The sequence below is a fragment of the Mesorhizobium sp. M0040 genome (assembly GCF_040323505.1).
Taxonomy (GTDB): Bacteria; Pseudomonadota; Alphaproteobacteria; order Rhizobiales; family Rhizobiaceae; genus Mesorhizobium.
Map to the genome: position 1 here is coordinate 38,807 of NZ_JAMYVA010000027.1, position 18,690 is coordinate 57,496.

At 64.3% G+C, this 18,690-nt stretch carries 15 protein-coding genes; 8 read left to right on the forward strand and 7 right to left on the reverse strand.

What is annotated here, in order from left to right:
* Nucleotides 1–134 precede the first annotated feature (134 nt).
* Nucleotides 135–1,373 (forward strand): M24 family metallopeptidase, encoded by a 1,239-nt coding sequence (locus NKJ91_RS21475; protein ID WP_023675949.1) that lies wholly within the window; start codon nucleotides 135–137, stop codon nucleotides 1,371–1,373.
* Nucleotides 1,374–1,382: 9 nt separating this feature from the next.
* Here the strand turns inward: NKJ91_RS21475 and NKJ91_RS21480 are convergent, their stop codons facing one another.
* Complete coding sequence (locus NKJ91_RS21480) at nucleotides 1,383–2,255, reverse strand: helix-turn-helix domain-containing protein (protein ID WP_023675948.1); 873 nt, start codon at nucleotides 2,253–2,255, stop codon at nucleotides 1,383–1,385.
* A 106-nt stretch (nucleotides 2,256–2,361) separates the two neighbouring features.
* On the opposite strand from NKJ91_RS21480, the gene NKJ91_RS21485 reads away from it, so the two are divergent.
* The 6 genes from NKJ91_RS21485 to NKJ91_RS21510 all read left to right on the forward strand — a co-directional run bounded on the left by NKJ91_RS21485 (nucleotide 2,362) and on the right by NKJ91_RS21510 (nucleotide 10,676).
* Entirely contained in the window at nucleotides 2,362–3,633 is a 1,272-nt protein-coding gene (locus tag NKJ91_RS21485) for an extracellular solute-binding protein (protein ID WP_352457173.1), read from the forward strand.
* 206 nt (nucleotides 3,634–3,839) lie between these two features.
* Nucleotides 3,840–4,700 carry a carbohydrate ABC transporter permease gene (locus tag NKJ91_RS21490; protein ID WP_254817930.1) on the forward strand — a complete coding sequence of 287 codons (861 nt, stop codon included), beginning with the start codon at nucleotides 3,840–3,842 and terminating at the stop codon, nucleotides 4,698–4,700.
* Nucleotides 4,697–5,548, forward strand: a complete 852-nt coding sequence (locus tag NKJ91_RS21495; RefSeq protein ID WP_352457174.1) for a carbohydrate ABC transporter permease — start codon at nucleotides 4,697–4,699, stop codon at nucleotides 5,546–5,548. The genes NKJ91_RS21490 and NKJ91_RS21495 overlap by 4 nt, the downstream gene beginning before the upstream one ends.
* A gap of 8 nt (nucleotides 5,549–5,556) precedes the next feature.
* Nucleotides 5,557–6,654, forward strand: coding sequence for an ABC transporter ATP-binding protein (locus NKJ91_RS21500; protein WP_023675944.1), 1,098 nt, complete (start codon nucleotides 5,557–5,559; stop codon nucleotides 6,652–6,654).
* A gap of 56 nt (nucleotides 6,655–6,710) precedes the next feature.
* Nucleotides 6,711–8,744: an aldo/keto reductase gene (locus tag NKJ91_RS21505; protein WP_352457175.1), complete on the forward strand. Its 2,034-nt coding sequence runs from the start codon at nucleotides 6,711–6,713 to the stop codon at nucleotides 8,742–8,744.
* Nucleotides 8,745–8,888: 144 nt separating this feature from the next.
* Entirely contained in the window at nucleotides 8,889–10,676 is a 1,788-nt protein-coding gene (locus NKJ91_RS21510; protein WP_352457176.1) for an NAD(P)-binding domain-containing protein, read from the forward strand.
* Nucleotides 10,677–10,822: 146 nt separating this feature from the next.
* Here the strand turns inward: NKJ91_RS21510 and NKJ91_RS21515 are convergent, their stop codons facing one another.
* From NKJ91_RS21515 to NKJ91_RS21525, 3 genes are all read right to left on the reverse strand, one after another.
* The gene (locus NKJ91_RS21515) at nucleotides 10,823–12,052 is read right to left on the reverse strand and encodes an amidohydrolase/deacetylase family metallohydrolase (protein ID WP_352457177.1); all 1,230 of its coding nucleotides are present in this window, start codon (nucleotides 12,050–12,052) and stop codon (nucleotides 10,823–10,825) included.
* Nucleotides 12,053–12,074: 22 nt separating this feature from the next.
* Complete coding sequence (locus tag NKJ91_RS21520; RefSeq protein ID WP_352453823.1) at nucleotides 12,075–12,440, reverse strand: RidA family protein; 366 nt, start codon at nucleotides 12,438–12,440, stop codon at nucleotides 12,075–12,077.
* A gap of 356 nt (nucleotides 12,441–12,796) precedes the next feature.
* Nucleotides 12,797–13,225 (reverse strand): Lrp/AsnC family transcriptional regulator, encoded by a 429-nt coding sequence (locus NKJ91_RS21525; RefSeq protein ID WP_352453822.1) that lies wholly within the window; start codon nucleotides 13,223–13,225, stop codon nucleotides 12,797–12,799.
* 123 nt (nucleotides 13,226–13,348) lie between these two features.
* Between NKJ91_RS21525 and NKJ91_RS21530 the strand changes: the two genes are divergently transcribed.
* Nucleotides 13,349–14,452, forward strand: coding sequence for a saccharopine dehydrogenase family protein (locus tag NKJ91_RS21530; RefSeq protein WP_352457178.1), 1,104 nt, complete (start codon nucleotides 13,349–13,351; stop codon nucleotides 14,450–14,452).
* A gap of 169 nt (nucleotides 14,453–14,621) precedes the next feature.
* Here NKJ91_RS21530 and lpdA read toward each other — a convergent pair whose 3' ends face one another.
* From lpdA to NKJ91_RS21545, 3 genes are all read right to left on the reverse strand, one after another.
* Nucleotides 14,622–16,016, reverse strand: coding sequence for a dihydrolipoyl dehydrogenase (gene lpdA, locus NKJ91_RS21535; RefSeq protein WP_352457179.1), 1,395 nt, complete (start codon nucleotides 16,014–16,016; stop codon nucleotides 14,622–14,624).
* A 246-nt stretch (nucleotides 16,017–16,262) separates the two neighbouring features.
* Nucleotides 16,263–17,666, reverse strand: a complete 1,404-nt coding sequence (locus NKJ91_RS21540) for a dihydrolipoamide acetyltransferase family protein (RefSeq protein WP_352457180.1) — start codon at nucleotides 17,664–17,666, stop codon at nucleotides 16,263–16,265.
* A 10-nt stretch (nucleotides 17,667–17,676) separates the two neighbouring features.
* Complete coding sequence (locus NKJ91_RS21545; protein ID WP_352457181.1) at nucleotides 17,677–18,690, reverse strand: alpha-ketoacid dehydrogenase subunit beta; 1,014 nt, start codon at nucleotides 18,688–18,690, stop codon at nucleotides 17,677–17,679.

Sequence of the window (18,690 nt, forward strand, 5' to 3'; positions counted from 1 at the left end):
TTCGTTTCCCGACGACGAACTCTCAAGGTGAACAGCGCTTCCAGAAAAAAGCTGCTCCACGGCGGCACTGAAGCTACGCTAAGGCCAAACGCCGCCGCATCGGCGTCGGATTCGAGTGCATTCGAGGAGATCCCATGACCGGCTTTGTCGACCGCGAGCGCGCAACTGACCTGATGCAGCGCGCCGGCATCGAGGCGCTGGTGCTTTGCGAGCCCGAGGCGTTCCAATATGCCACCGGTGCCTGGATCGGCCCGGCCGGCCTGTTCCGGCGGGCCGGCGCCGGTTTCGTCGTTATTCCCAAGCGAGGCGACCTGCCGATCGGCGTCGTGGTGGCGGATTTCCAGGCTGCCCGGCTCCGGGCGGCGATGGCCGGCGCCGTGCTGCGCACGCATGCGATCTGGATCGAATCGGCGTCGCTCGAGCCGGCGACGGCCGACCGGCCTGTTGCGCAGCGCATCGAGGCCGGCCTGGTTGGCCGCGCTCCCGGTTTTTCACGTCCGGCGACCTTTGAGCTTGCCCGCTCCGTCCGCGAGCTGAAAACGATCCTCGCAGAATTCGGGCTGGAGCGTGCGACGCTCGGCATCGAGCTGGATTTCGTCTCGGCCAGCGATTTTTCCGCGATGCAGGCGATGTTGCCGGGCACTGCCCTGGTCAACGGCTCACCGGTTCTCGACAGGCTGCGGGCAATCAAATCGCAGAGCGAGATCGACCTTCTGCAGCAGGGCATCGCCCTGTCGGAAGCCGGCCTGTCGCGGCTGCAGCAGCATGCGACAAACGGCATGCGTCAGTCTGAGCTGGTCGCGCTTTACCGGCAAGGCGTCGCGGATGCAGCCGCCGGGTCGTCGCAGCAAATCTCGACGGCGGAATACGTCACGCTGGGCGCTCGCCCGAAAGGCGCCGACGCCGTCGCCGCCGCCGGCGATCCGCTGAAGGCCGACATGGTGTGCAGCGTGAACGGCTATGCCTCGGATATGTCGCGGAATTTCACCTTCGGGCCGCCGTCGCCCGAACAGGCCGAATTGCATGCGATAGCCGAACGCGCCTTCGCCGACGGGCTTGCCGCGCTTATGCCCGGAAAGCCGTTAGCCGCCGTGCATCGCGCCGCCAGCGAAAGCCTGGCGCGCCAGGGCCTGCGTTCCTATCGCCGCGGCCATTTCGGCCACGGCGTCGGCCATTCCGTGTTTTCCGAGCAATGGCCGTTCATCTCGGCCGACAGCAATGTCGTGATCGAGGCCGGCATGGTGCTGGCATTCGAGATCCCGCTCTACATCGACGGTCTCGCCAGCTTCAATCTCGAGGACCAGTTCCTGATCACCGCCAACGGGCCGTCGCCGATGAACCGCCTGCCGAGGCGCCTGGATATTATCGGCTGAATCCAGCCGTTATCTGGCGCCGGCCACGCCCCTGCGGAAATCCGACGGCGACATGCCGGAAAGCTTGCGGAACGACTTGTTGAAGGCACTGAGCGAGCCGAAGCCCGATTCCATGGCGACGCGCAGCACATTGGCATCCTGATGCATCAGCAGCGCCTGCGCGTAGCTGAGGCGCAGCAAATTCACATATTCATTGAGCGTCATGCCGGTCGATTTCTTGAAGATGCTCATGGCGTATTTGGGATGGATATCGGCCGCCGCGGCGATGTCGACGCAATCGATCTCGTAGAGGAAATTCTCGGCGATGAAGTCGCACATGCGCCCGACATTGCGCAGCGATTGCTGATCGAAGGGACTGCCTATCTCCTGTTCGACCGGGGTTTCGGGCACCAGCCGGTAAGGCTCGAAGCGCACCCGCTCCAGCCGCAGCAAAAGCTCGTTGACGGCATGCTCGGCCTTGACCGGGTCGCCGGAGCGGGCATAGCGGTTCCAGCGCTCGAAATTGTGGTCGTCCGAACGGTCGGTGGCGTCGGTCACCAGCGTCGCCCCGGTCATCAGTCTGTTGCGGACCTCGACGGGCAAATGCAGCCGGAAGAAATGCACCAGCGGCAAATGCGCGCCGGCATAGATGGCATCGTCGGAGGCTTCGTCCATCTGGTGCGGCAGGCCGCCCCAGAACAGGCACATGTCGCCCGCAGAAAGCGAAAGCCCGTGCCCGTCCATGCGGTAATGCACGGCGCCACGCACGATGAAATTCACCTCGACCTGGGCGTGCCAATGCGGCTTGAGCATCACCAGGGGCTGGGTGTGGAACATCTGCAGCAGCAGCGGCAGGCCCTCCACGCTGCTGGCGCCAGGCTGGTAAAACGGCCTTTCCGGCATCTTACTTTCCGCTCATTTCTTATTCCCTTTGTCGCGGACAAGGCTTTCCCGAGGCCTAGTCTAGCCACGCTCGCAAACAGAGAGCAACTGAAATGGGAGGATTTCAATGCGCATAAAATTGACCTGCGCCGCGCTCGCGCTTGCCTTGGGCTCCAGCCCGGCCTTTGCGCAGTCCGGTGAAATCACGATCTGGAGCTGGAATATCGCCGCTTCGTCGCTGAAGGCGACCATAGCGGGCTTCAACAAGCAGTATCCCGACATCAAGGTGACGGTCGAGGACCTTGGCAACCAGCCGACCTACGACAAATCGATCGCCGGCTGTGCCGCCGGCGGCGAGGGGCTGCCTGACATCGTTACGATTGAGAACGGCGAAGCCGAAAACTACTGGAGCCAGTTCCCGGATTGCTTCGTCGACCTGCATACGCTCGGCTACACCGCGGAAGACCAGGCAAAATTCCCCGACTTCAAGCGTACCGAGCTCGAGGTTGACGACAAGGCCTATGCGATGCCCTGGGATTCCGGTCCAGTGGCGATGTTCTACCGCCGCGACTTCTACGAGAAGGCTGGCGTCGATCCGTCCTCGATCAAGACCTGGGACGATTTCATCGCCGCCGCCAAGAAAATCCAGGCCGCCAATCCCGGCGTCACGATGACCAACGCCGATTTCAACGGCGATTCCGAATTCTTCCGCATGATCTCCAACGAGCAGGGTTGCGCCTACTTCTCCGCCGACGGGCAATCGATCACGGTCAACCAGCCCAAATGCGTCGATGCCATGACCAAGATCAAGGAGATGAAGGACGCCGGCATCATTTCCTCTGCCGACTGGAGCACCAAGATCACCAACAATACCGCCGGCAAGGTCGCCACGCAGATGTATGGCGGCTGGTATGAAGGCACCGTGCGCACCGAATCGCCCGATCGGGCAGGCAAATGGGGCGTCTATCTGATGCCGAGCCTGACCGCCGACGGTCCGCGCGCCGCCAATCTCGGCGGCTCCTCGCTCGCCATCACCTCGGTGTCTAAGAACAAGGAAGCCGCCTACGCCTATCTGAAATACACGCTTGCGACGAATGAGGGCCAGATCACCATGCTGAAAGGCTTCGGCCTGGTGCCGTCGCTGATCTCGGCGCTCAACGACCCTTATGTCTCCGAAGGCCTGCCCTATTGGGGTGGCCAGGCCGTGTGGAAGGACATCCTCGGCACCTTGCCCAAGGTCGTCCCCAGCCGCGGCACGCCGTTCCAGAGCGACGCCGAAATCATCATCCGCGCGGTGCAGACCAAATATCTGGCCGGCGGCTATCCCGACGCCAAGGCAGCTCTCGACGATGCCGCAAGCCAGATCGCCGCGGCGACCGGCCTGCCGGTCAAGTCGTGATCTAGACGAGGCGGCTCCGAGCGCGCGGCTCCCCTTCTCCCCTTGTGGGAGAAGGTATCGCCGAAGGCGACGGATGAGGGGTGCTCCAGCTTGGCGCCGGCGGCACTCCGGCCATCACCCCTCAACCGTCTCGGCGCTACGCGCCGATCCACCTTCTCCCACAAGGGGAGAAGGCAAGAACTTGAAAGCAGAAAGGAGGAAAAACGATGCGCTACCAGAACGCCACGGCGTATCGCTTCCTCGCGCCGTATCTGCTGATTTTTTCGATCTTCTGGCTGTGGCCGATCATCGATTCCTTCCTGATCTCGTTCCAGGCGACGCGCACCGTGCCGTGGCGCTTCGCGCCGACCTTCAACTGGGGCCGGCTGATCGGCGATCCGGCCTTCTTCAATGCCTTGAAGAACACATTGCTGATCCTTGTCATCCAGGTGCCGGTGATGATTTCGCTGGCGATTGTGATGGCGGTGCTTTTGAATTCGCCACTGCTCAAGGCCCGTGGCCTGTTCCGCTTTGCCTTCTTCGCGCCGGTCGTGGTCGGCGAGGTCGCCTATTCGGCGGTTTTCCGGCTGATGTTCAATCTCGACTACGGCATCATCAACAAATTGCTGAACAGCATCGGCCTGCCCAGTGTCGACTGGTTTACCAACGTCACCCCGGCGATGGCGGTGATCATGATGGCGGTGACGTGGCGCTGGGCCGGCTACAACGCCATCATCCTGCTCGCCGGCCTGCAGTCGATTCCCGAGGATGTCTACGAGGCGGCGACCCTGGACCGGGTCAGCAAGGTCAAACAGTTCTTCTACATCACGCTGCCGCTGCTCAAGCCGATCATCGTGTTCTGCGCCGTGCTGTCGATCATCGGCACCATGCAGCTGTTCACCGAGCCCTTCCTGATCACCGAGCGCGGCGGGCCGGGCGGCGGCACCGAAACGCTCGGGCTGCTGCTTTACCGCCAGGGCTTCCGGTCGCTCAATTTCGGCTACGCTTCGGCCGTCGCCTACACCATGGCCGGGCTGGCGATTGCCATTTCGCTGGTGCAGATATGGCTGACGAGGGAACCGAAATGACCTCGCACTCAAGAGTCAGCCGTTCCCAGGCCAGATTGGGACGCAGCATCGCGCTGCATCTGTTCCTGACGCCGCTGGCGCTGGTCTGGCTGTTTCCGCTGTGGATGATGGTGGTTTTTTCGACGATGCCCGACAACGGCATCTTCAGCCCCGACATCGAGCTTTTGCCGCATGGCAATTTCCTCGACAATGTCAGCAATCTGCAGCGCGGCACCAATTTCATCGGCGCCATCGGCATCTCCGTCTCGGTGGCGGTGACCTATACCTTCCTATCGGTGATGCTGACCTCGATGGCCGGCTGGGCGCTGGCGCGTTACAACTTCTTCGGCAAGGGCATGGTCGTCGCCATCATCTTCGGCACCATCACGCTGCCCTATGCGGTCGTGCTGATCCCGCAATTCATCATGGTGGCGCGCGACTTCAAGCTCGCCAACACCTGGGTGGCGCTGATCGTGCCGCCGCTGTTCAATTCGCTGGGCGTGCTCTTCATGCGGCAGAGTTTTTCGATGATGCCGCACGAGCTGTTCGACGCCGCCAAGGTCGAGGGCGTCAAGGAATGGCGGATATTCCTGTTCGTCGCACTGCCTCTGGCGCGGCCGATGCTGGCGGCGCTCGCCATCATCCTCTTCCTTGCCTCCTGGAACAACTATCTCTGGCCGCTGCTGATCAATTCCAAGCCGGGCGCGATGACCGCGCCCGTGGCGCTCGGCACGCTGATCGGTCTCACCAAGGTGTCCTGGGGCGGCATCATGGCGGGCGCGGTGATGCTGACGGCGCCAATGCTCGTCGTGTTCGTGCTTCTGCAGCGCCATTTCGTTGCCGGCATCTCCGCCGGCGCCATCAAGTAAGGATCAGCATGGCGGCAGTCACACTCAAAAACGTCATCAAGCGCTTCGGCGTCTTCGAGATCGTCCACGGCGCCAATATCGACATCGATGACGGCGAATTCGTCGTCTTCGTCGGCCCTTCCGGCTGCGGCAAGTCCACGCTGCTTCGGATGATCGCCGGGCTCGAGGACATCAGCGACGGCGAGATCGCCATTGGCGGCAAGGTGGTGAACGACGTCGAGGCGGCCGATCGCGGCATCGCCATGGTGTTCCAGTCCTACGCGCTCTATCCGCACATGACGGTCGAGCAGAATCTGAGCTTCGGCCTGAGAATGACCGGCAACCCCAAGGCAGATACCGAGCGGCGGGTGAAGCGGGCTTCCGAAATCCTGCGCATCGCCGAGCTGATGAAGCGGCGGCCGCGGCAATTGTCGGGCGGCCAGCGCCAGCGCGTCGCCATCGGCCGCGCCATCGTGCGTGAGCCGCAAGTGTTCCTGTTCGACGAACCGCTCAGCAATCTCGATGCCGAGCTCCGGGTGCAGATGCGCGTCGAGATATCGCGCCTTCATAAGGAACTCGGCGTTACCATGGTCTATGTGACGCACGACCAGACCGAGGCGATGACGCTGGCCGACAGGATCGTCGTGCTCAACGCCGGCAATATCGAGCAGATCGGCGCGCCGCTCGATCTCTACGACGACCCCGCCAACCGCTTCGTTGCCGGCTTCGTCGGCTCGCCCAAAATGAACTTCCTGGCGGCAAAAATGGTCGGGGCCGACAACGGTGCGGCGGTCGTCGAACTGGTCAATCATCGCGGCGCGCGACTGCGCAAGCCGCTTTCGGATGCCTTGCCTGCAACAGGCGGCGATGTCGTGCTTGGCGTGCGGCCGGAGCATTTCTTCGACGCCGGCCAGGGCGATTGCGACCTTACCCTCAAGGCCGACGTCGCCGAGCACTTGGGATCGGTGAGCTATGTCTATGCCAATTCCGGTACCGGGGGCGGACGCGAGGAACTGATCATCGAGCGCGAGGCCTCGCGGCATCGCGCGAACGGCGACGACCTGGTGGTGTCGATCAAAGCCGACCGCTCGCTTCTCTTCGACGCCACCGGCGCACGCATTCGCTAACCCATCTTTCTTTTGTCCGATCGCGATTGCTCGCGGCCACCCCACGGAGATTTGACATGACGTCCAAACCAGAAAAAGTTCGCTGGGGCATTCTCGGGCCCGGCAACATCGCCAAGGCTTTTGCCGGGGGCGTCGCCCATTCGCGCACCGGCACATTGGTCGCCTTAGGGGCGCGCAATCCCGGCAAGGCGGGGCTCACCGAGGCTTTCCCCGGCGCCCGCATCCTGGACGGCTACGAGGCTTTGGTTGGCGATCCGGATGTCGACGCGATCTATATTTCGACGCCGCATCCGAGCCATGCCGAATGGGCGATCAAGGCGGCCGAGGCCGGAAAGCACGTGCTTTGCGAAAAGCCGCTTGGCCTGACCGCATTCGAAGCCGACGCCATGATCCATGCCGCGCGCAAGGCCGGCACCTTTCTCGGCGAAGCCTTCATGTACCGGCTGCATCCGCAGACGGCCAAGCTGGTCGAGGTGATCAGGGGCGGCGCGATCGGCGACATCAAGATGATCAAATCCAGCTTCGGCTTCGCCATGCCGGGCTTCATGCCGGAGCACCGGCTTTACGCCAAGGATCTTGCCGGCGGCGGCATTCTCGATGTCGGCGGCTATCCCGTCTCGATGGCGCGGCTGATTGCCGGCGCAGCAGTGGGAAAGCCCTTCGCCGAGCCGGACAAAGTCGTCGGCGCTGCGCATCTCGGCCAATCCGGCGTCGACGAATGGGCGTCGGCGCTGTTGCATTTTCCGGGCGGCATCGTCGCGGAAGTGTCCTGCAGCATCTCGCTCGCTCAGGACAATGTCTTGCGTATTCTCGGCAGCAAAGGCCGCATCGAGGTGGCGGATTTCTGGTATGCTGGCGGCCAGCAAGGCGGCACCGGCGAAATCCGCATCATCCGTCCGGGTGACACCGAGGTGGTCGAGGTCACGGAGGACGGCTGGCTGTACGCATTTGAGGTCGACGCCGCCGGCGAGGCCATTCTCGGCGGAAAGCAGGAGTTCGCCTGGCCCGGCATGGGTTGGGCCGACAGTCTCGGCAATCTGCGCGTGCTCGACAAATGGCGGGCCGCAATCGGGCTCGAATACGACATCGAGAAACCGGCAAAGCGCGTCAACACGATCTCCGGACGGAAGCTGCGCTCCGGCGGAACCGCCATCCCCAAGCGCAGCATTCCTGGCCTGCCGCGGCCGGCCTCGTGCCTGGCGCTCGGCTTCGAGGATTTCCGCACCTTTTCGTCAGGCGCCATCCTGCTCGATGCCTATTTCGAGGCCGGCGGCAATCTGTTCGACACCGCCTTCGTCTACGGTTCCGGCTATACCGAGACGCTGCTCGGCCAGTGGCTGAAGAACCGCGGCGTGCGCGAGCAGTCGGTGGTCATCGGCAAGGGCGCGCACTCGCCGCTCTGCTATCCCGACGTCATCGGCAAGCAGCTCACCCAGTCGCTCGAACGGCTGCAGACCGACCATATCGACGTCTATTTCATGCACCGCGACAATCCGGATGTGCCGGTCGACGAATTCGTCGATGCGATGGACCGCGAGGTCAAGGCCGGCCGCATTCGCGGTCCGTTCGGCGGCTCGAACTGGACGATGGAACGCATGGACAAGGCGATTGCCTATGCCGAGCGCACCGGGAAGCGGAAGCCCGGCGCGCTTTCCAACAATTTCTCATTGGCCGAAATGCTGGAGCCGATCTGGGCAGGCTGCGTCACCTCCTCCAGCGATGAATGGAAGGCCTGGCTCACCGCCCGGCAGATGCCGAACTTCGCCTGGTCGAGCCAGGGCCGCGGCTTCTTCACCGACCGCGCCGGCCGCGAGCGGCGCGACAATGAGGAGCTGGTCCGGGTCTGGTATTCGGAGAGGAATTTCGGCCGTCGCGACCGCGCCATCGAGCTCGCCAAACGGCTGGGCAAGAGCCCGATCCACGTCGCGCTCGCCTATGTCCTGGCACAGCCCTTCCCGTCCGTCCCGCTGATCGGGCCGCGCACGCTCGACGAATTGGAAGACAGCCTCCAGGCGCTCGACATTTCACTTTCGCCGGACGATCTTGCATGGCTGGATAGCGGTTCGGATCAGGCCCGCGCGCGCGCCTGACGGCAGGGGCAGTCGCTTCGGCCTACGCTGCGCCCTTAGCTTAGCTTCCGGACTGTTTGCGCTGCCCTCACCCTCTCCCGCAAAGAACCGGGAAAGGGTAAGAATGAGGGCAGCGCAAAGGTCACTGGAAGTTAGGTAAGACAGATGCTCGACATCGCACCGACGAAACAGGCGGCCACCTGGCTCGATTCCTTTGCCCGGGCGCTCGAAGCCGGCGACGTCGAGGCCGCAACCAATTTGTTCGTCGAGGACTGCTACTGGCGCGATCTGCTGACCTTCACCTGGAACATCAAGACCATGGAAGGCCGCGCCGCGATCCGCGACATGCTGGCGGCGACGCTGGCAACGACCAGGCCTGCCCACTGGCAGCTCAGCGGCGAGGCGACTTCGGACGAGGGCACCATCGAGGCCTGGTTTTCTTTCGAGACGTCATCGGCGTGGGGCCATGGCATCATGCGCCTCAGGGACGGCAAATGCCGGACGCTGTTTACGGCGATGAGCGATCTCAAGGGGTTGGAGGAGCGCAAAGGCCCGGCGCGGCCGCTGGGCGTCCGCCACAAGGCGGATCCGGAACGCGAGACCTGGCTGGAGGCGAGGCGCCGCGAGGCGCGTGACCTCGGCGTTAGCCAACAGCCCTACTGCCTGGTCATCGGCGGCGGCCAGGGCGGCATCATGCTGGGGGCGCGGCTCAGGCAGTTGGGCGTGCCGGCCATTGTCATCGAGAAGAATGCGCAGGCCGGCGATTCCTGGCGCAATCGCTATCGCTCGCTCGTGCTGCACGACCCGGTCTGGTACGACCATCTGCCCTACATCCCGTTTCCCGAGAACTGGCCGGTGTTCACGCCCAAGGACAAGATGGGCGACTGGCTGGAGATGTATACGCGCGTCATGGAGCTCAACTACTGGACCTCCACAAGATGCATCAGCGCGTCCTATGACGACACCGAAAAGGTCTGGACGGTCGAGCTCGACCGCGCCGGCCAGCGCATCACGCTAAAGCCGAAGCACATCGTCTTTGCAACCGGTGCTTATGGCCCGCCCAGGCGCATCGACTTGCCGGGTGCCGAGGTCTTTCAGGGCGAGATCCTGCATTCCAGCCAGTATTCCAGCGGCGAGAAATTCCGCGGCAAAAAGGTCGCCGTCATCGGCGCGGCAAGTTCCGGCCATGACGTCAGCGTCGATCTCTGGGAGAGCGGCGCTGAGGTGACCATGGTCCAGCGGTCGCCGACGACGGTGGTCAAGTCGGACACGCTGATGGAAATCGGCTTCGAGATCTTCTCGGAAAAGGCACTGGCGCGCGGCATCACCACTGAAAAGGCGGACATGATCGTCGCCTCGACGCCGTTCGCGCTGCTGCCGCAAGGCCAGCGGGCGCTTTACGACGTCATCAAGGCGCGCGACGCGGCCTTCTACGATCGCTTGCGCGGCGCCGGCTTCGCCATCGATTTCGGCGACGACGAGACCGGGCTCCTGATGAAGGCCTACCGCACCGGCTCGGGCTTCTACATCGATGTCGGCGCTTGCGACCTGATCATCGACGGCGAGATCGGCATCCGCAGTTGCGTCGGGATCAAGTCGCTGACGCCGACAGGCATCCTCTTCGACGACGGCACCGAACTGGCGGCCGACGCAATCATCGCCTGCACCGGCTATCTCTCGATGAACGAAACGGTGGCGGCGATCGTCTCGCGCGAAGTCGCCGACAAGATCGGCCCGTGCTGGGGGATTGGCTCGGGCGTGAAAGGCGACCCGGGTCCGTGGCAAGGCGAATTGCGCAACATGTGGAAGCCGACGGCACAGGAAGCGCTGTGGTTCCACGGCGGCAATCTGGCGCTGTCGCGCTTCTATTCGAAGTACGTCGCGCTGCAGATCAAGGCGCGCATGGAAGGCATTGCGACGCCGGTCTATGGAGCGCCGGGGGTGAAGCTGTGATCTCCCCCCTTGAGGGGGAGATGGCCGGCAGGCCAGAGGGGGTCGCCGCGCGTCGAGCGCCAACCTCCATCCGTTGCAGGAAGACGAGCCCGGTCGAACCGACCCCCTCTGTCGCCTTCGGCGACATCTCCCCCTCGAGGGGGAGATCACCCACGCCCGAAATGCCTGGCCGCAACATCGACATGAGTGTCGTGCGCATGCGCTTCGAAGCGTTCGGTCTCGCCGAGATCGTCCACCGCCTCGTTCGGCCACCAACTGCCGCCGACCACGATTCCGTCCGAGACCAGCCTTTGCTCGGCGACCAGCGAGGCGCCGACCGAATCGACAAAGGTGAAGCGGCCCGGACGCAGCCGCAGCACCGCGATGTCGCCGACCGCACCCACCGCAAGCCTGCCGAGATCGGGCCTGGCGATCGCTTCGGCAGGGCGCTGCGTGGCGGCGCGCAGCACCTCGACCAGCGGCATGCCGAGCGCCAGCAGCTTCGACATGCAGACCAGGATGTCGAAGGCCGGCCCGTCGACGCAGTAGAGATGCACGTCGCTGCTGATCACGTCCGGCGCCAGCCCCTCGCTGAGCATCGCCTTGGCCACCTCGAAATCGAACGAGCCCATGCCGTGGCCGATATCGAAGATGACGCCGCGCTCGCGCGCCAGCCGCATGTCCGGCCGCACCGCCCCCGAGGCGAAGACCGGCGCGTTGGGAAACGGCCGGAAGCAGTGTGTGAGTATGTCGCCCTTGCGCAGACGCGGCAGCACCTCCGAGCGGCCGGGCGGCGGCTCGTCTATGTGCGCCATCAGCGGCAGGCCGGCTTTGTCGGCGGCTTCGAGCGCGAGATCGACCGGCGCGATGCCGCTGGTGCCGCCGGCATGGCGACCCGAGCGGACCTTGACGCCGACAACCACGTCGGCGTGCTCGCGAGCCGCCGCCACCGTTTCGCGCGGTTCGCAGAGCCTGAGGTCGCTGCATTCGCCGACCGCCACGGTCTGCGAGAAGCCGAAAATGCCGGCAAACGAAATGTTGATATAGGCCAGGATGCGGACTTTCGAGCGCTCGATGACGTGGCGGCGGAAGCCGAGGAAATTGCCGGCGCCGGCACTTCCGGCATCGATGAAGGTGGTGGTGCCGCTTTTCGCCGCAAGCCGGTCGGCATCGACGCCGAGCGACGTGCCGCCCCAATAGACATGGCTGTGCAGGTCGATCAGGCCGGGCGCGACGATGGAGCCCGTGGCATCGATGACGCGGGCGGCACGTTCGAAGGGGATTTCGGTGTCGATCGCGGCGATACGGCCGTCGGCAATCGCCAGATCGCGCTGCGCGTCGAGGCCGGATGCCGGATCGATGAGGCGGCCGCCTTTTATCAGGAGATCGAATTGCATCGCGCCTGTCTCCACTTTCCCGTCAGGCCGGCCTGTAGGCAACGGCCTCGGCCTCGATCTTGATGTCGATCATCAGCCGCGACTCCACTGTCGTGCGCGCCGGCGGGTCTTTCGGGAAATGCCTGGCATAGACGGTGTTGAAAATGCCGAAATCGCGGGCGTCTTCGAGCCAGACCGTCGTCTTGACTACGTCGTCGAGGGTACAGCCGGCCAGCGCCAGTGCCGCCTTGACGTTCGACAGCACCTGCTCGGTCTGTTCGGCGATGCCGCCCTTGACCACCAGCCCGTCTGTGCCGACCGGCACCTGGCCTGAGACATAGACGAAATCGCCGGCCCTGACCGCCGGCGACAACGGCACATGGGATTTTCCAAAACACTGCTTGGGCAAGGAGGCCTCCTGTCTAGGTTCTTTGGGTGAACGCGCGATGCTGCGAGAGATAGGGGGCGGCTGCACGCCATCGATCCACATTTTGAAAGCCTATATCGCTTTGCTGCGGTAACGCCAGAACGATCACCGCCCTTGGTGATCCTTCGCGCCCCCTCTGTCCTGCCCTCTTTGCGATCACTTGGCATCTCCCCCTCTAGTGGGGAGATCGGCAGCTTCGCCGATAGCATCCATTCAGCCACCTTGGAGATTGGCGAAAGCCGCGGTGACATCCAATCTCCCCTCTGGAGGGGGAGATGCCCGGCAGGGCAGAGGGGGACGCTGTCCCGCCAGCGTCTGGACCCGCGACACCAGCCGGCTCAGCGGTCGATCCGCGTCGACAGGATGATCGACGACGACGTGCGCTCGACTCCGTCCATGGCGCCGATCTGGTCGAGAAGCGTGTCGAGATCCCTGATCGAAGGCGCCTCGACGATGACGATCATGTCGAAATTGCCGCTGACCGAGTGCAGCGTGCGAACCGGTGCCAACGCCTGCAGGCTGCGCACCACCTTGTCGGCAAGCTTGGGGGTGACGGTGAGCAGGACATGCGCCCTGACCAGCCCCTGCTCGTAATCCGGCGACAGCCTGACCCCGTAGCCGGCGATGATGCCACGCTGTTCCAGCCGCTCGATCCGGCTTTGCACCGTGGTTCGTGAGACGCCGAGCCGCCGCGCCAGTTCGGCGGTCGAGGCGCGCGCATTGATACGCAGCAGGGAAAGCAGAGCCAGGTCGGCATCGCTGAGCATTTCGACGAACCCTGCCGGCACATTGCGCAAAGAGAGACTGCGTTTCGTACAATCTCACGCTTCCTTTCGACAGGCAAGCTGAGATTCTAGCCATCAATCCAACGTTGGTGCGAGGGACCGGTCATGAAGGAAATCATCGTCGTCGGCGCCGGCAAGATCGGCTCGACCATTGCCGAGATGCTGGCTTTCACGGGCGACTACCATGTCACGCTCATCGACCGCTCGGCGGCGCAGCTCGGCGCGGCCGAACTGTCTGAAACGGTCGAGACGCTGGAACTCGACATCGAGGCCGCCGGCACCCTCGAAGCGGCCTTGGCCGGCAAATTCGCGGTGCTCAGCGCCGCGCCTTTCCATCTGACCACGCGCATCGCGGAGGCGGCGGCCAGCGCCGGCGTGCACTATCTCGATCTGACCGAGGACGTCGTCAGCACCAGGCGGGTCAAGGAACTGGCTCGTTCCGGCAGCAGCGCCTTCATCCCGCAATGCGGCTTGGCGCCGGGCTTCATCTCGATCGTTGCCAACGATCTCGCCAGCCGCTTCGACACGCTGGAAAGCGTGCGCATGCGGGTCGGCGCGCTGCCCCAGTACCCGTCGAATGCGCTGAACTACAATCTGACCTGGAGCACCGACGGCGTCATCAACGAATATTGCGAGCCTTGCGAGGCGATCGTCGAAGGCGAGCTGATCGAAGTGCCGCCGCTCGAGGAGCGTGAAGAATTCTCGCTCGACGGCGTCACCTATGAGGCGTTCAACACCTCGGGCGGGCTGGGCACGCTGGCCGAAACGCTGAAGGGCAGAGTGCGCACGCTGAACTACCGCACCATCCGCTATCCCGGCCATGCCGCGATCATGAAGGCGGTGCTCAACGACCTCGGCCTGCGCCACCGCCGCGACGTGCTGAAGGACATTTTCGAAAGCGCCCTGCCGGCGACGCTGCAGGACGTCGTCATCGTCTTCGTCACCGTCAGCGGCCGCAAGAACGGCCGACTGCTTCAGGAAACCTACGCCAACAAGATCTACGCCAGGCGCGACGGCGAAATGGTGCGCAGCGCCATCCAGATCACCACCGCATCGGCGATCTGCGCCGTGCTCGACATGCTCGCCGACGGCACCTTGCCGGCCAGAGGTTTCATCAAGCAGGAGGACATCGCCCTCGACGTCTTCCTGGCCAACCGCTTCGGCCGCGCCTATGCGCAGCACGAGATGGTTAGCCGGCTTGCGGGATGAGCTGCGTAATCTCCCCCCTCGAGGGGGAGATGTCGCCGAAGGCGACAGAGGGGGGTCGCCTCGCGTAGAGCGCCAACCTCCATCTGTCGCAAGGGAGGTCGCATCCAGTCGAACCGACCCCCTCTGGCCTGCCGGCCATCTCCCCCTCAAGGGGGGAGAGCGCGAGCCCTCAGACATGCACCGCCCGCCCCAGCGCCTTCAGCGCCGCTTCCTGAAAACCCTCGCCCTGTGTCGGATGGGCATGGATCGTCCCGGCGATATCCTCCAGCGTCGCGCCCATCTCCAGCGCCAGCCCAAACGCAGTGGACAGTTCCGACACGCCCTGGCCGACGGCCTGGATGCCAAGCACCAGGTGGTTGTCCGCCCGCGCCAGTACCCGGACGAATCCGTCCTCGCCCAACTTCGTCATCGCCCGGCCATTGGCGGTGAAGGGAAACAGTCCGACCTTGATCTCGCCACGGGTCTTGGCCTCCTCCGGCGACAGGCCTGCGGTGACCAGCTCCGGATCGGTGAAACAGACAGCCGGGATCGCTCGTCTGTCCCAGCTGCGCTTGTGGCCGGCGACGATCTCGGCGACCATTTCGCCTTGCGCCATGGCCCGGTGCGCCAGCATCGGCTCGCCGGTGACGTCGCCAATGGCAAAGATACCACGCATCGAGCTGCGGCACTGGTCGTCGATGCGGATGAAGGGTCCGGCCATGTCGAGGTCGATCTGCTCCAACCCCCAGCCTTCGGTCACCGGCTTGCGACCGACCGTGACCAGCACCTTGTCGGCGGCGATCTTGCCGTTCTTGCCGCCATTCGTCTCGACCAGCAGCGCGTCGCGCTTAGTGGACAGCCCCTTGGCCTTGGCGTTCACGAGCACCTCGATGCCGAGTTCGGCCAGCCGCTTCACCACCGGCCGGGTCAGTTCCGTATCATATTGCGCCAGCACGCGCGGCAACGCCTCGACCACGGTCACCTTGGCGCCCAGCTTGGCAAAGGCGATGCCGAGTTCCAGACCGATATAGCCGCCGCCGACCACCGCCAGCCTCTCCGGAACTTCGCTCAGCGCCAGCGCCTCGGTCGACGAAATGACCGGCCCGCCGAACGACAGCGATGGCAGCTCGACCGGCGCCGAGCCGGTCGCTATCACCACCGTTTCGGCTCGGATCACCTGCATGCCGATCTCGGTCTCGACGGCAACGGTCTTGCCGTCGCGAAATGTCGCCCAGCCATGCACCGTCTTCACGCCAGCTTTCTTCAGCAGGCCGGCGACGCCGTTGTTAAGCCGGCTAACGATGCCGTCTTTCCAGGCAATGGTCGCCGCGAGATCAAGCGACGGTCCTGCGATGGAAATTCCGAGCAGGCTCTTGCCGCTGGCCATGTGCGAGAGCTTTTCGAACTCTTCGGCTGCATGGATCAGCGCCTTTGACGGGATGCAGCCGACATTGAGGCAAGTGCCGCCCGGTTTGCCTGCCTCGACGATCACCGTGTCGATGCCAAGCTGCCCGGCGCGGATGGCACAGACATAGCCGCCCGGACCGGCGCCGATGACCAGCAGCTTGCAGGAGATTTCCTTCATCATTGCACCTTAGTTCGACGAGCCGGCGGGGCAGCACCCCCCTCTGTCCTGCCGGACATCTCCCTCTCAAGGGGGGAGATTGCCAGCTTTCGCGTTCGGCTTAGTCCTGCAAGGCTGGAGATTGGCGAAAGGCGGGATGATGGCCGATCTCCCCCCTTGAGGGGGAGATGCCCGGTAGGGCAGAGGGGGGCGCGAACGATCGCTACTGCTCTCATCCCGCGCCCCTGCGATTCTCTGTTCATCTCCTCAATCCACAAAAATCAGCGCCGGCGTTTCCAGCAGCGTCTTTATCCGCTGGACAAACACCGCCGCGTCCCAGCCGTCGACGACGCGGTGGTCGAAGCTGGAGGACAGGTTCATCATCTTGCGCGGGATGAACTGGGTGCCGTCCCATACCGGCCGCACCATCATCTTGTTGACGCCGACGATCGCCACTTCCGGATGATTGATCACCGGCGTCGTCGCCACGCCGCCCATGGCGCCCAGCGAAGTGATGGTGATGGTCGAGCCCGAGAGCTCGTCGCGCGTCGCCGTGCCGGATTTTGCCGCCTCGGCCAGCCTGACAACCTCGGCTGCACAGTCCCAGATGTCGCGCGCCTCGGCGTGCTTGACCACCGGCACCATCAGCCCGGAAGCCGTCTGCGCGGCGATGCCGATATGGACGCCGCCATGCTGGTGGACGATGCCGGCTTCGTCGTCGAACAGTGCGTTGACATTGGGCTGGTCGGCGATTGCCTTGACCATCGCCCGCATCAAGAACGGCAGCAGCGTCAGCTTCGGCCTGTCCCCGCCCGGCCGCTTCTCCTTGTTGAGCGCGGCGCGCAAATCCTCGAGCGCGGTGACGTCGATCTCCTCGACATAGGTGATATGCGGGATGCGCGACTTGGCCAGCGTCATCTTCTCGGCGATCTTTCGCCTGAGCCCGACTATCTTGATGTCCTCGACCGCCTCGTTGCGGGCAAGGCCGGAAACCTTGGCGAGCCGGGGTCCGCGCGCCAGGAAAGCCTCGATATCCTCGTGCCGGATGCGCCCGGCCGCGCCGGTTCCCGGGACCTGCCGAAGGTCGATGCCGGCCTCTTTCGCCCTCAAGCGGACGGCCGGCGAGGCCAGTGGCTTTTCGCCCTCGGGGCGCGGCGCGCCGGAGGTCCGCGCAGTACCCCCACCGGCGGCAGTACCCCCACCCCTAACCCCTCCCCACAAGGGAGAGGGGGATTCCGCCGGCCCACTTCCACCCTCATGCGTTGAAACTTTTCTGGATGATGCCGAAGTGGGTTTGGCTTCGACCTTGGGAGCCGAGGCGCGTCCCCCTCCCCCTTGTGGGGAGGGGTTAGGGGTGGGGGTACTGCGGCGGGTTTCACCAACAACCGCTTCGCCCACAGGCGCCGTGCCTGCACCGACGTTACCCTCGCCCGCCACCTTCAACCTGACAATCGGCGAGCCGATCGCCACCGTGTCGCCGATCTCGGCGCCCAACCAGACGATTTCGCCATCGACGGGCGAAGGAATTTCGACCGTCGCCTTGTCGGTCATGACAGCGGCCAGCACGGCATCCTCGCGCACGAGGTCGCCGACCTTGACCTGCCATTCGACGAGCTCGGCCTCGGCTACGCCTTCGCCGACATCGGGCAGCTTGATGACATATTCGCCCATCGTTCCCCCTTCAGGCTTCCACCGTTTCGACGAGCGCGCGGCCTAGCCGGGCAGGACCGGGAAAATAGTCCCACTCCTGCGCATGCGGATAGGGCGTGTCCCAGCCGGTGACCCGCGCCACAGGCGCTTCCAGATGGTAGAAGCAGCTCTCCTGAACCAGCGCCGAAAGTTCGGCGCCGAACCCCGATGTCAGCGTCGCCTCATGCACGATGACGCAGCGCCCCGTCTTGTTGACCGAGGCGACGATCGTCTCGAGATCGAGCGGCAGCAGCGTCCTCAGATCGATGATCTCGGCATCGATGCCGGTCTCCTCGGCTGCCGCCTGGGCGACATAGACCATCGTGCCGTAGGCAAGCACGGTGACTGCCGCGCCCTGCCTGCGGATCACCGCCTTGCCGAGCGGCACCGTGTAATGGCCGTCGGCGACTTCGCCGAGCTCATGTTTCGACCATGGCGTTACCGGGCGCTCGTGATGACCGTCGAAGGGGCCGTTGTAGAGCCGCTTCGGCTCCAGAAAGATCACCGGGTCCGGATCCTCTATCGCCGAGATCAAAAGGCCCTTGGCGTCATGCGGGTTCGACGGCACGACGACCTTCAGGCCGGAGACGTGGGTGAACAGCGCCTCCGGGCTCTGGCTGTGGGTCTGGCCGCCGAAAATGCCGCCGCCGGTCGGCATTCTCACGACGATCGGGCAGGTGAAATCGCCGTTCGACCGGTAGCGCAGCCGCGCGGCTTCCGAGACGATCTGGTCATAGGCCGGATAAACATAGTCGGCAAACTGCACCTCGACGCAAGGCTTCAGCCCGTAGGCGGCCATGCCGATGGCCGCGCCGACAATCCCGGATTCGCTGATCGGCGCATCGAAGCAGCGGCTCTTGCCGTATTTCGCCTGCAGGCCCTGGGTGCAGCGGAAGACGCCGCCGAAGAAGCCGACATCCTCACCGAACACGATGACTTGGCTGTCGCGCGCCATCGACACGTCCATGGCGTCGCGGATCGCCTCGATCATGGTCCGCCGCGGCAT